Raw genomic sequence first — 12,174 nt, forward strand, 5'->3', positions numbered from 1 at the left:
ATGGACAGCACCCTGCTCCTGCTCGCCGACGGCCGGTTCCCGGCCGGTGCGCACGCCCACTCGGCCGGCCTCGAGGCCGCGGTCGCGGCCGGACGGGTCACCGACCTGCGCGACGTCGAAGCGTTCCTGCGTGGGCGGCTGGCCACCGCCGGGCTGGTCACGGCGGCGTTCGCCGTGGCGGCCCACCGCGCCGACACGCTGCCGGCGGGGAAGCGGCCCGGCCGGCTGGCGGAACTCGACGCCGAGTTGGACGCCCGCACCGCCGCGCCCGCACTGCGGGCGGTCTCCCGCCGGCAGGGCCGGGCGCTGCTCCGGGCCGGCCGGACCGTCTGGCCGGGCGGGCGCTTCACCGACCTGCCGGCCGAGCCGGGCGGTCCGCACCAGCCACTCGTCCTCGGATCGATCGGCGTCGCCGCCGGACTCGACGCGTCGCAGGTCGCCCTGCTGGCCGTCCACGGCACGGTGACCGGGCCCGCCAACGCCGCCGTGCGGCTGCTCGGCCTCGACCCGTACGAGGTCCAGGCGCTGCTGGTCCGTCTAGCCCCGACCGGTGACCGGATCGCCGCTGCGGCGGTCCGGGCCGCCGCCGAGCCACCGGCCGCGTTGCCCTGTGCCGCCGCGCCGCTGACCGATGTCCTCGCCGAAGCCCACGCCACCTGGGAGGTGCGTCTCTTTGCGTCCTGAAACCACTCCGTCTGACTCGCACGACGAGTCCGTCCCGCACACCCACCCCGCCCCGGATGTCGATCCGCACCCGGCGCTGCCCCACTCGGCCCGGCCGCTGCGGATCGGCATCGGCGGGCCGGTCGGCTCCGGAAAGACCGCCCTGGTCGCCGCGCTGTGCCGGGCCTTCGCCAACGAGCTGCGGCTGGGTGTGGTGACCAACGACATCTACACCACCGAGGACGCCGACTTCCTCAAGCGCGCCGGGGTCCTCGACCCGGATCGGATCCGTGCGGTGGAGACCGGCTGCTGCCCGCACACCGCGATCCGGGACGACATCGGGGCGAACCTGGACGCCATCGACGAGCTGTCGGACCAGGTCGGCCCGCTTGACCTGGTCCTCGTCGAGAGCGGCGGCGACAACCTGACCGCCACGTTCAGTCGCGGCCTGGTCGACCAGCAGATCTTCGTGGTCGACGTGGCCGGCGGTGACAAGGTTCCCCGCAAGGGTGGCCCCGGGGTCACCGCCGCCGACCTGCTCGTGATCAACAAGACCGACCTGGCTTCCCTGGTCGGCGCGGACCTGGCGGTGATGGACCGGGACGCCCGGGCCCGCCGTGGGGACCTGCCCACCGTCTTCCTGTCCATCGTGCGCGACGGCGGCGCCGCCGAGGTCGCCGCCTGGGTACGCCACCAGCTCGCGCACCACACCGGCGGGGCCGCCGCCGGCATTGCCTGATGTTCGCCGCGGCCCGCGTGCGGGCGAGCCCCGACCGCCACGGCGGTACCGTCCTGGCGGACCTGCACGGCGAGCCGCCGCTGGTGCTACGCCAGGTCCCGGACGACCACGGCGCCGCCGCGGTCTACCTGGTCGCTGGCGCGGCCGGTCCGCTCGGTGGCGACGACCTCCGGCTGGACATCGAGGTGGAGGCGGGAGCTACGCTCCGGGTACGCACCCTCGCGGCGTCCGTCGCCCTGCCGGGACGCTCCGGCGCGCCGTCGCGGTCCAGTGTACGGGCGCTCGTGCACCCCGGTGGGAGCTTGGACTGGTTACCGGAGCAGTTGGTCGCCGCCGCCGGGTGCGCACACATTTCGCACGCCGAGATCAGCCTGGCCGCCGGGGCCACCCTGACCTGGCGCGAGGAGCTCGTCTGTGGCCGGCACGCCGAACCGTCGGGCGACGCGACCGTGTCGATGTCGGTCGACCACGATGGCCGGGCGCTGCTACGGCAGTCGCTCACCGTGGGACCGGCCGCCGACGGCTGGGCCGGTCCGGCGGTACTGGGCGGAGCTCGGGCCACCGGTTCCCTGCTTCAGGTCGGTCCCGCCGCCGCCGCGTTGCCTCCGGTGGTCCGGGGGACGGCGGCGCGGGTGCCGCTGGTGGGCGGTCCGGCCGTGTTGTTCACCGCCACCGCCGGCGACGCGCACACCCTTCGGGAGCATCTCACGTCCGAACGTTGGCCCGGCCTGCCGTGACGCTGTCCGGTCGGCCGGGTCCGATGGCGTACCCCGGCGCTCCGCGAGCGGGCCCAGCCCTCCTGCGGCCGCGCTCGCCACCGCCATGCCCGCCTTACGGCGATCGAACCAGCCGTGCGCCGGGCCGTGGTGAGTACGACGGCACGGGCGTGGGACCCCGTCGGAGCCCGTCCGACGACGTGCGACACGAGGGGGGAGCACCATGGAGCGGGCTGCGCGACGGCTTGCCGGCTGGCTGCGGGACGGCTTGCCGGCTGGCTGCGGACGATCGTCGTCGTCGCGGTGATCAGCAGGCGCGTGGCATGTGGGTAGTCCAGTCGGCCTCTGGCGCGCCACCGACCCGGCGGACCCGCCCGATCGGCATCGGGTCGGCATCCGCTTCCAGTGCGGACACTCCCCGGCGGACCGTGAATCGCCGTTATTTGGACCCTGTCTCACATTCGGTGGTGACGGAGCGTGCTGTTGTCCGAGGAGGATGTGGTGGCGAAGCAGGGTGAAGCCTGCTCGTCCGTGCATGTGGCGGAAGGTCTGCCGGCAGCCGCGTGTGGGACATCCCAGACACCGCACCCGCACACGGACCACCGCCCGCCGCCCGCCGACCGGCACGTCGGCCACCGTCCGCGGGTGAAAGGGGCCGGACGACCCGGTTCGTCTACGCGCTCAAGGACAGGCTGCACGTCGCCCCCTGCGGTCAACCGATCGCCTGTACCCACGCCTCGGCTCGGGGGCCGGCGCCGACGGCACGCAGGACGGTGACGGCGTCCCGTGGGTCGTCCACGGTCACGACGTGTACGTGCTGGCGGGCGCGGTGGTGCCGGACGTCGACATCGAGCAGCCGGCCGGCGCGGACCAGGACGTCGGACAGCAGGGCGTCGGGTACCCGCACGCGCAGCTGGGTGCGTCGCCGGTCGCTGCTGGACACCAGCAGCGAGGTCCGCCACACGGTTCGCGCCAGTGGCACCGCGTCCGGACACTGGCGGTGCAGCTTCCCGGGCAGAGAGCTTCGCAACTGCTGAAGCAGGTCGGTGGCGGCCTTCAGCTCCGACGCCGGCACGAGCACCTCGAAGCTAGCCCGGTCGGCGCCGGCGCGGCGGGACGGTTGGCAAGTCGTCGTGGCCTCCGGAACGGCCGTGCGGATCACACTGGCCGTCCTGATCGCGAGTTCGGCGTAGATCGTCGAGGCGACACTCGCCCACTGGCCAGCGCAGTCCCATTGCACAGGCCGGAGGAGACCGGTGACGAGCGCGGCGTCCGCCCAGGCGAACGGCATGACGGGTACGGACGCGGCCAGGGCGTCCAGCAACGTGCGGTGCGTGATCGCCCCCCAGCGCCCGTGCCGCCTGACCTGTCGGACCGCGCGCATCTGCGCCTCGGAACTGCTTTCCATATCGAGCATCGAAGCAACGGCGTCCCGATCGCGACAATAAGCGCCGGGCACGATGTTCGTCCTCTCCCGCAAACCTGCTTCGGAGAAACGCACCATGAACGACGCGCTACGCTGCTGGTCACCCCGACGGGGACACCCCTTCCTCTGGACCAACGTCCAGTCTCAGGGTGTCCACATCCCAGGGGGAAGCCCAGCTGCCGCCGGTACGTAAGCGCAAGCGGAAGGCGTGGACGAGCGACGAGGCGCGGCGCTTCCTGGAGTCGGCCCGCGCCGACGACGACCCGCTCTACGCCGCGTACGTCCTGGTCCTGGTGCTCGGTCTGCGCAAGGGTGAGATGCTGGGCCTCACCTGGCCGGACGTGGACCTCGACACGGAGGAGTTGACCATCGATCGGCAACTCCAGCGGGCCGGTGTCGAACTGCTGCACCGGGAGGCGAAGACTGCCGCCTCGGACGCCACCCTGCCACTGCCGGACATCTGCACCGTGGCACTCGACCGCCGCCGTGCCGCGCAGACCGCCGCCCGGGATGCCGCCGGCCCAGCCCGGCAGCTCTCCGACCTGATCGTCACTACCCGGTACGGGCGGCCGGTCGAGCCGCGCAACGTGAACCGCTTCTGGGGCCGGCGCTGCGACGCGGCCGGCGTCCGGCGGATCACCGTCCGGGACGCCCGGCGGACCTGTGCCTCTCTCCTGGCGGACCTGGACGTGCACCCTCGGGTGGCGATGCAGATCCTCCGGCACGCTCAGTTCGCCATCACCATGGAGATCTACACGGTGGTCTCCTCGGCGGCCACCCGCGACGCACTCAAGCGGCTCGGCAGCGCGCTGGACCGGTAGGACGTACTGATTCGGTCAGGACGGCCGACGCCCCTGGGGTCCGGTCCGCTACCGGTCGACGTAGTGGTACCGGCAGGCGATGATCTCGACGTCGTTCTTGGTGATCCGATACACCAGGCGGTGTTCGCGATCGATCCGGCGGGACCAGAAGCCGGACAGCTCTCCCCGAAGGGGTTCCGGTTTGCCGATGCCCTCGTATCCGTTGCGCATCACGTCCGCGATGAGATCGTTGATGCGCTTGACCAGCTTTCGGTGTGTGTGGCTGAGGTACTGATTCCAGGCCGTCGCGGTGAAGACCAGCCTCACGCGACGTCCCGGACGGTGGCCGGGTCGACCAGATCCCGCTCGACCGTGTCGCCCTGCTCAAGCTCCGCGATCGATCGGCGCAGAGCTGCGGCGTTGCTCGGGCTGCGCAGGAGGTACTCGGTCTCCTTCATCGACTCGTACTCGGCGAGCGACACGATCACCACGGGCTCGTGTCCGGACCGGGTCACCACCACCTCCTCCGCGTCGTTGATGACGCTGTCGAGTTCGGCGGCCAGGTTCTGTCGTAGCTGGGTGAAGTTCACGGTCCGCATGACCACCTCCAGGGCAAGTACAGAAAACTGTACCTCAGGAGGACCTGCGTATCACTCATGGCCGACCTGGCGGTGCACCCACGGGTACTGCTGTACTCCGCTGCTGTACGAGTTGAGAGTGCGGCTCAAGCGGTCCCGCGAAGGGGCGTTGACCTGTGGAGGAGTGGGCCGGAGGTACCACCATGCGAACCACACCGCCACCATCGCAGGCGATCCGCTGCCCCTAGGTCTGCCCAGCCCACGGGCGTCGGACGGTGCTCGATGACCTCGACTTGCCGACTGGTGCGGTTCGTCGGCACGACTGGCCCCGCCCTACGCGATGTCGCCTGAGGCGCGCGGGGATCAGGCGATCTGACGGAGGTCGCTGCCGTAGTCGAAGATGATTGTGAGTCGCGGCAGGCAGCGCCGCTGCACAGCACGCCGTGGCCGAGTCGCGCGCATCACCGATCGCCGCCACGACGTATCCATGCCGCACCGACGCAGGACGCCTCGACGAATGGGTGGCGCTGTTCAACCCGGCTGCTCAGCGATCTGCTGACGATCGTTGCGGGCCGGGCCGGGTGGTCAGGCCCGGGCCGGCAACAGCCCGTCTACTCGGAGCCGGTGTGCTCCAGGTCAGGGTCCTCGCGATAATCGCTGATCACCGTGACGGCTTCGGTTTCCGGCCGATATCCGGGGTCGAGTCGCACGAGGTCCCATTCGTTGATCCAGGCCCGCACGTACTGCCGCATCCGGGTAGCGCCCAGCCTCTCCAGCCCGGCCACGTCGGGCGGATGCCATCCGAACGCCTGCCCGTGCAGTTCGCGCAGCTGCGTGTACACCTGCTTGAGCTCGGCGTCGTCCGGCGGGGTGAGCAGGTGTGTCTCCCGGTCGATGATCCGCATGCCGAGTTCGGCGGCGGCCGCGAGCTCGGCCGCGTCCGGCGTTCCCTTGGCCAGCAGCCGCTCCGGGACGACGTGCCGATCGTTGCGCCCGGTAATCACGGCCGCCTCGAAGTCGTCGGTCATGGCGAGCACCGCAGCCATCGGGGTGCCTCTGCCGTTCTCACCTCGCATCCACCGGGCCAGCTCCGCATACGATTTGGCGCGCTGGAGCAGCGAGTACCGTCCGATGAGCTCGACCTCGTCGAAAAGGACGAGCCAACCGGGTGACCCTGCGGCAGCCAGCAGACGGGCCCCGAACCGCATCCGCTGCCGGGCCAGTTCGGCCGCCGCCACCGGCGCGAAGACGGGTCGCTGCTCGCCGACCTCCCGCATCCGTCGGCGCAGTTCCGGGATCGCGATCGGATCACCCGACCAGAAACGCAGAACGGTCTCGGCGAACGACGGGTCGCGCTCACGGAGGTGAGCGAACAGCACCAGACTCGCAGGGAACCGTTCGTTCAGCTCGGATCCGCTCGACGACGCCCAACGCAGCAGCTCGGCACAGGCGCGGCCGTCCAGGTCGAGCCCGGCCGCTGCCTCGATGATCGCTGGCCGGACCTGCCCGTCGCGCAGCGCGGAGTCGGCCGCCGCACGGAAGACCTTCGCGGGGTCGTACAGCGGCGTCTCCTTGCTGACTACGACGCGGCTGACGGTCCATCCGTTGTTCAGCGCCAGCCGGGCGAGGTGCTCGAGCAGATGGCTCTTGCCCGCGCCGAATCCGCCTCCGATCAGTATGCTCGCGGGAGAACCCGCCGCAGCCGAGGCGCACATCGTCTCGAAGCGGTCCTCGATCGCCGACTGTCCACTGCCGAGTGCCGCCACCGCGTCCCGGCTGGGCACTCCCGCACGCAGCGCCTCGATCGCGCGCCGGGCCACGACGGCAGGGGATCGCCCGTCGGTCATGCCGATCATCATCAGGACACCTCCACGGAGTCGGAACCGATACGCACCAGCGCGGCGTACGGGTTCGACCGGCGCCGGTCGCGCACCTCGTCGGCGACCCGCAGTTGCAGTGCCGTGTACGCGGGCAGCCCGCGTGCCTCGTCATGTACGAGGACCGGCGGCACCTGCACGGCCGCGAACAGCCCCTCGATCTCGTCGACCGCATCGATCAGCTGACGGACCAGCTCGTACGCGTCGAGCGTCGCCGCCTTCGCATAGTAGAAGCCGTCCCGCAAGCCGGCGGGCGGGCGCCGGATCGCGGCCAGCCGGTCCAGGTCGAGCCGCAGCACCAGACCCGGCCGGCCGGCGATCCGCAGCCAGCGGGTCAGTGACACCAGTAGCGGCCGCGCGTTGTAGCGGTTCACCTTCGTGTTCAGGCCTACCCGACGCAGGTCCGCAGCGGGCAACCGCTCACCGTGCAACCAGCCGATCACAGTCTGCCGTTCGTCGGCGGTGACGTCACCCCGGCCGAGGCGTTCCTGGCAGAGCCGGAACATCGACACCCGGAACTCGTGGCTCATCTCCGTGTCCCGCAGGACCAGCTGCTCGACGGCGCGGCGGGCACTGCGGTACAGCTCCGCGGCGTCGACATCGTGGTGCCGGGCGATCACCCCGAGGTCGATGCCATCGGTGTCGGCGGGCACCGGGAAACCCGCGCGGTCCAGAGCGGCGCGCACGACGGAAGCGGCGAGCCCGACCCAGTCCATCTGGCGGGCGACGGTGGTGAACACCTGGTCGATCAGGTGGACTCTGGTGGTTGCGGCATCCACTTCGGCGTACGCGAAACCCTGTCCGATCTCGGCGAGCGCGGCGGCCAGCCGGTCCCGCACGGTGCCGTCCGCCGGGCACAACAGCTTGACCGAGGCGCCGCCGCCAGCGATGTACCCGGTCAGGTATTCCCGCTCGACGAACTGGAGGTAGTCGTCGACGTCGATCTCGGCGGCGCTCACTCCTGCGGCCCCGGCTCGGTGTCCTCACCGGTGAACGACACACCCCAGTACCGCTGTTCCTGACCGTTGCGCGCCACTGTGGTCAGCACCCCGGAGCCCTTGGTGCCGGTGCTGGCCGCCCAGCGCAGAGCCCGCGGGCTCCGCTCGGTACGGAGGACGCCGCTCTGATCCAGCAGGTAGAGATCGCGGGCGAACTCCTGCCGCGAGTACTGGGTGCGCTGGCCCGGCATCATGGTCAGAACCGTCCAGATGTCGGCCAGGCGGATCACCGCATCGGCGCGCTTGCCGTCAGCTGCGACGCGAAGCTCGTAGGCCGACCGGAGACTGTCGAGGAACTGCTCAGCCTTGAAACGTGTTCCCCGTTCCTGCGCCCGAGCCAGCGCGCTGACCAGCACCGAGGGCCGCAGTCGCCGGTCGCGTGCCTTGTCGATCTCGATCGCGGCGTCGCCGGGGAGCACCCGCAGCAGAGACGGGTAGCACAGGAGCCGGTCGTCGTCGCCCTCGACGATCGCGAGCCCTCGGGCCTCTGCCTCCGCCAGCAACTCCTTGACATATCCACCCGAGGACAGGTAGGCGCGCTCGTCGAACGTGAAGGCGTCGCCGATCGCCCGGGTGTCTGCGGCGAGCTTGTCGGCCGTTGTCCGGGCGCCGGCCAGGGCCTTCCGGAGGTCGCGGATCTGCCCGGTGTGGGCGGCGGCGCGCGCCCGCTTCAGTTCCCGCACCGTAGCGTTGGCGCCACGCAGGGCTTCTTCGAGCGTGCGCTCGGTAACGGCGAGCGCACTCTCCAGGCCCTCCGTGGCGTCCGGCTGGGCTGCCGGGGTGTGAAGGTCGCCGATCGGCTCAGCGAAGCCCGGTTCTGACACGAGTGGGGATCCCATCTTGCGGAGAGTAGTGGCCGCCCCGGAGCTGGGACATCGCCCGGTGGATACAGTGTGGTGTGTGGTCACCCCGCTGCACTCCACCATCGGGCGCTGGGTCCCCCCTGGGGAGCCCACAGAGGTCGGCGGCCATGCTATACCGGGTGGCTTGTTCTATCGAGGCAGGCAGCTGCCCGGCGCGTCCGGCCCGGTGGAGCCGTCTCTCGTCGATCCCGACCTGCCGGTTGCCAGCTCCCCCGGTCGCCACGGTCTGCCCGGCGGCGGCCAGAATCCGGCGTACCACCTGCTCTCACCATTCACCCGTAAGGCGTACCTGGTCTGGCTGGCCGGCGGCCGGCGATCGGACGTCGCGCCCAGTCTGGTCCGGCTGTTCTGCTTCGGCCTGGAACGACGGATCCTGGTCGACGGGGACGTCGATCCCGCGGTGCAGCGGGAACTGCCGGCGATCGCCGCCGAGGTCCGCCGGCTGCGGGTCCGGTATGGCGACACGACGGCCCTGCGAGAGACGCTGGACCACCTGCTCGACCTGCTTGAGCTGCTGACTGCCGAGCGCACGGTGCCCGGGGCCGGACCCGACCGGGAGACCCCGGCGGCCGTGAAGATCGCACTGGCCAGGTTCGCGGTCTCCTCGACCCCGTTGCCTGCAGTCTGGGCCCGCGCCTGGACACGGCACCACCCATCGCTCGGCCCGTGCCGAAGTGAGATCGACTGTCCGGCCGAGTTCGAGCGGCTGTTCACCATGCGTTACCGCGAGCGGTACGGTCGCGGGGTGGTCGCGCCCAGCGACGGCACCGGCATTCGGCTGGGCTACCGCCCGTCCCATCCGGGTCTGGCCACCGCCCTCGTCTGGCGCGCGGACCTGCCCGATCTGCTGGCCGACAGGCACAGCATCCGGGCGCTCGCGGCCTTGCGGGACGAGACGGCTGCCGACCTCGAGCCGTACCGTCGATGGCTTGTCCGGTTCCCGCAGGGCCGGGACTCGCTCGCCGCCGTGCCGCTGCTACCGGCGGAACTGGTCGACGCCCGCCACGGCAGGCTCGGCGCGCTACGGGTCTGGGCCGAGCGCCGGCTCGACGGGCGGGCCCGCGTCATGGTCGACGGCGGCGACTTCTGGGACTTCTGGTCGGCTGCCGACCCGCATCGAATGGCCACCGACGAGACCACCGCCCTGCTGTCCGTGCTGGCACGACTCGATCTCGGCATCGAGCCGGACGTCCGCTTCGGTGCGCCGCCGCTGGCTCGTGGCCCGGCCACCCTGTTCCGTCTCGGCAGACCGGCGGCCGGCGGGCCGGGACCGCGCTTCGCCTCCGCCGCGGCGATAGTCCGGTGTGCCGTCGCGGTGGCCTCGGTGGCCGGGCCGGTCGACCCCCAAGGGCTGGCCGGCGCCGCGCTGGTCGGCACCGTCCCCGATCTCGCGGCCGCTCTCCGGCTGGCTCCGGGCGAGGACCTTCGGCTGGCGGCACGGCTGAGCTGGCTTCTGACCACGCGGGTGGAAGTGGATCGGCTCGCCCGGCAGACGGCGGTGACGACGCCGGTCGAGCGGGAGATCGCCGGCCACTACCTGGCCACCGTGGCGGTCACGGCCGATCCGGTGATCGGCCCGGCCACCGTCGCCGTGCTGACGCGGGTGTACCGGATCCTCGGTCTACCGGTGGACCTGGTCTTCCAGCGGCTCCACGAACGGGGCACCGGAATCGTGCCGTCTCTCCCCCGGACCGCCAGCGCCGAGCAACTGCCCCTTCCGGACCGGCGGCGAGCCTCGGCGGCCGGTGCCGAACAGCCGGATGAACCGGTCGTCGTCCAGGCCGGCGATCACCGGCCGACCGGGTATGCGCTGCCGTGGGCGGTGGCGGCCGAGCCGGCGCCCGCCGGGTTCCGGCTCGACCACGCTCTGGTCCAGCGAAAAGTCGCCGACAGTGACACCGCTGCCGCGCTGCTGAGCACGATCTTCGACGAGAAGGAAACCGGGTACGCGAACCCGCAACCGCCGTGCCCGATTCGTGAGCAGCCCGCGGTTCCGGGCCTGGACCGGATGCACGGAGCTCTGTTGCACGCCCTCGGCGAACGCCCGGCCTGGAGCCGTGCGGAGTTCGATGCCCTCGCCGCAGCACACGGGGTTCTGCCGGACGGTGCGCTCGACGTGCTGAACGAGGCGGCGATCGACGTCACCGGAGCCCCGGTTCTCGAGGGTGACACGATGCTCGCCGTAGCCGACGATGTCCTCCTGGAGCTGCTCACATGACACACCCCAGCACCTCGACCGCAGCCGGGCGGATCCGGCCACGCGAACGGGATGCGATCATCGCGTCGCTGCGCGCCGGCATGGTCCCGCGCGTCGGGCAGCAGCACATCCAGGTCGGCCGCGCAGCCGAGGTGCAGGCGGCGGTGCGCGACATCGACCGGATCGCCGACGGTGGCGCCGGGTGCCGGTTCGTCATCGGCGAGTACGGCTCGGGCAAGACTTTCTTCCTGCACCTGGTTCGCTCGGTCGCTCTGGAACGGCGGCTGGTCACCGTGCACGCGGATCTGTCGCCGGACCGGCGCCTGCACGCGGCCTCGGGGCAGGCACGTGGCCTGTACGCCGAACTGATGAGCAGCCTGGCCACCAGGGCGCGGCCGGACGGGACGGCGCTGGCCAGCGTTGTCGAACGGTTCGTCACGGGGGCATTGCGGGAGGCGGCCGATGCCGGCGCCGACCCGGCCGGGGCCATCCGGGCAAGGCTGGCATCCTTAACCGAGATGACCGGTGGCTACGACTTCGCAGCGGTGGTCGGCGCCTATTGGCGGGGATACGACAGCGGGGACGAGCAGTTGCGTGCCGACGCCGTGCGCTGGCTGCGCGGGGAGTTCACCAGCCGGGTGGATGCCCGCACCGCGCTGGGCGTGCGCACCATCGTCGACGACAGCAGCTTCTACGACCATTTGCGGCTGATGGCCCGCTTCGTCCTTCTCGCTGGATTCGACGGCCTTCTGGTCTGTCTGGACGAGATGGTCAACCTGTACAAGATCACCGGGTCGGCGGCCCGCAACGCCAACTACGAGCAGTTGTTGCGCATCGTCAACGACACGGCCCAGGGCGGCGCCGAGCACATCGGCTTCCTGTTCGGCGGGACACCTGAGTTCCTGCTCGATCCCCGGCGTGGCCTGTTCTCGTACCCTGCGCTGGCCTCCCGTCTGGTGCCGAACCGCTTCGCCGGGCCCGACCGCATCGATCATTCCGGTCCGGTGATCCGGCTCGGCAACCTGACCCCGGAGGACGTCTTCGTCCTGCTGACCAGGCTCCGGCACGTGTTCGCCGCCGGCGATCCGTCCCGGTACCTGCTCCCCGACGAAGCGCTCACCGCGTACATGGCACATTGCTCCGCACGGCTCGGTGACGCCTACTTCCGTACCCCGAGGGAGACCATCCGCAGCTTCCTGGACCTGCTCGCGATGCTCGAGCAGCATCCTGAACTGCACTGGTCCGCCCTCATCGGAAAGCTCGAAATCGCTGCCGCCGGTGATGAGGACGACGAACTCGCCTCCTTCCAGCTGTGAT

The 12,174-nt window shown here is 71.2% G+C and carries 11 protein-coding genes and 1 pseudogene; 6 read left to right on the forward strand and 6 right to left on the reverse strand.

All coding sequences use genetic code 11. The features are described 5' to 3' along the window. From GA0074694_RS08145 to GA0074694_RS08155, 3 genes are read left to right on the forward strand one after another with little or no spacing between them, the layout of a single operon-like run. The gene (locus GA0074694_RS08145) at positions 1 to 684 is read left to right on the forward strand and encodes an urease accessory protein UreF (protein WP_176737819.1); all 684 of its coding nucleotides are present in this window, start codon (positions 1 to 3) and stop codon (positions 682 to 684) included. Next, on the forward strand, positions 674 to 1,402 hold the full coding sequence (gene ureG / locus GA0074694_RS08150) for an urease accessory protein UreG (RefSeq protein WP_281189769.1): 729 nt from the start codon (positions 674 to 676) through the stop codon (positions 1,400 to 1,402). The genes GA0074694_RS08145 and ureG overlap by 11 nt, the downstream gene beginning before the upstream one ends. Continuing rightward, on the forward strand, positions 1,402 to 2,139 hold the full coding sequence (locus GA0074694_RS08155; protein WP_091454857.1) for an urease accessory protein UreD: 738 nt from the start codon (positions 1,402 to 1,404) through the stop codon (positions 2,137 to 2,139). The genes ureG and GA0074694_RS08155 overlap by 1 nt, the downstream gene beginning before the upstream one ends. Before the next feature lie 691 nt (positions 2,140 to 2,830). Here the strand turns inward: GA0074694_RS08155 and GA0074694_RS08160 are convergent. Next, positions 2,831 to 3,526: a hypothetical protein gene (locus GA0074694_RS08160; RefSeq protein ID WP_141713994.1), complete on the reverse strand. Its 696-nt coding sequence runs from the start codon at positions 3,524 to 3,526 to the stop codon at positions 2,831 to 2,833. A 191-nt stretch (positions 3,527 to 3,717) separates the two neighbouring features. Between GA0074694_RS08160 and GA0074694_RS08165 the strand changes: the two are divergent. After that, positions 3,718 to 4,365 (forward strand): annotated as a pseudogene (locus tag GA0074694_RS08165) (site-specific integrase); the annotation flags it as partial. Between the two features lie 48 nt (positions 4,366 to 4,413). On the opposite strand, the gene GA0074694_RS08170 reads toward GA0074694_RS08165, so the two are convergent. The 5 genes from GA0074694_RS08170 to GA0074694_RS08190 all read right to left on the reverse strand — a co-directional run bounded on the left by GA0074694_RS08170 (position 4,414) and on the right by GA0074694_RS08190 (position 8,636). Then, the gene (locus tag GA0074694_RS08170) at positions 4,414 to 4,671 is read right to left on the reverse strand and encodes a Txe/YoeB family addiction module toxin (RefSeq protein ID WP_091454864.1); all 258 of its coding nucleotides are present in this window, start codon (positions 4,669 to 4,671) and stop codon (positions 4,414 to 4,416) included. Further along, on the reverse strand, positions 4,668 to 4,943 hold the full coding sequence (locus GA0074694_RS08175) for a type II toxin-antitoxin system Phd/YefM family antitoxin (RefSeq protein WP_091454867.1): 276 nt from the start codon (positions 4,941 to 4,943) through the stop codon (positions 4,668 to 4,670). Before GA0074694_RS08175 ends, GA0074694_RS08170 begins: the two co-directional genes overlap by 4 nt. Positions 4,944 to 5,533: 590 nt before the next feature. Further along, positions 5,534 to 6,781, reverse strand: a complete 1,248-nt coding sequence (locus GA0074694_RS08180) for a BREX system ATP-binding domain-containing protein (protein WP_091454870.1) — start codon at positions 6,779 to 6,781, stop codon at positions 5,534 to 5,536. Further along, positions 6,781 to 7,758: a BREX system ATP-binding domain-containing protein gene (locus GA0074694_RS08185; RefSeq protein ID WP_091454873.1), complete on the reverse strand. Its 978-nt coding sequence runs from the start codon at positions 7,756 to 7,758 to the stop codon at positions 6,781 to 6,783. Before GA0074694_RS08185 ends, GA0074694_RS08180 begins: the two co-directional genes overlap by 1 nt. Continuing rightward, entirely contained in the window at positions 7,755 to 8,636 is an 882-nt protein-coding gene (locus tag GA0074694_RS08190) for a hypothetical protein (RefSeq protein WP_091454877.1), read from the reverse strand. Before GA0074694_RS08190 ends, GA0074694_RS08185 begins: the two co-directional genes overlap by 4 nt. A gap of 61 nt (positions 8,637 to 8,697) precedes the next feature. Here GA0074694_RS08190 and GA0074694_RS08195 point away from each other — a divergent pair, with 61 nt between their 5' ends. Both GA0074694_RS08195 and GA0074694_RS08200 read left to right on the forward strand, forming a co-directional pair. Then, complete coding sequence (locus GA0074694_RS08195) at positions 8,698 to 10,878, forward strand: TerB N-terminal domain-containing protein (RefSeq protein ID WP_176737820.1); 2,181 nt, start codon at positions 8,698 to 8,700, stop codon at positions 10,876 to 10,878. Further along, a complete protein-coding gene (locus GA0074694_RS08200; protein WP_091454884.1) occupies positions 10,875 to 12,173 on the forward strand; it encodes an ATP-binding protein in 1,299 nt (432 codons plus the stop codon). The genes GA0074694_RS08195 and GA0074694_RS08200 overlap by 4 nt, the downstream gene beginning before the upstream one ends. Position 12,174: the final 1 nt, after the last annotated feature.

Source organism: Micromonospora inyonensis (assembly GCF_900091415.1).
GTDB lineage: Bacteria > Actinomycetota > Actinomycetes > Mycobacteriales > Micromonosporaceae > Micromonospora > Micromonospora inyonensis.

Coding starts and splice junctions, on each gene's coding strand:
- GA0074694_RS08145 (WP_176737819.1), top strand. CDS start 1: ATGGACAGCACCCTGCTCCTGCTCGCCGACGGCCGGTTCCCGGCCGGT.
- GA0074694_RS08155 (WP_091454857.1), top strand. CDS start 1,402: ATGTTCGCCGCGGCCCGCGTGCGGGCGAGCCCCGACCGCCACGGCGGT.
- GA0074694_RS08160 (WP_141713994.1), bottom strand. CDS start 3,526: ATGGAAAGCAGTTCCGAGGCGCAGATGCGCGCGGTCCGACAGGTCAGG.
- GA0074694_RS08175 (WP_091454867.1), bottom strand. CDS start 4,943: ATGCGGACCGTGAACTTCACCCAGCTACGACAGAACCTGGCCGCCGAA.
- GA0074694_RS08180 (WP_091454870.1), bottom strand. CDS start 6,781: ATGATGATCGGCATGACCGACGGGCGATCCCCTGCCGTCGTGGCCCGG.
- GA0074694_RS08190 (WP_091454877.1), bottom strand. CDS start 8,636: ATGGGATCCCCACTCGTGTCAGAACCGGGCTTCGCTGAGCCGATCGGC.
- GA0074694_RS08200 (WP_091454884.1), top strand. CDS start 10,875: ATGACACACCCCAGCACCTCGACCGCAGCCGGGCGGATCCGGCCACGC.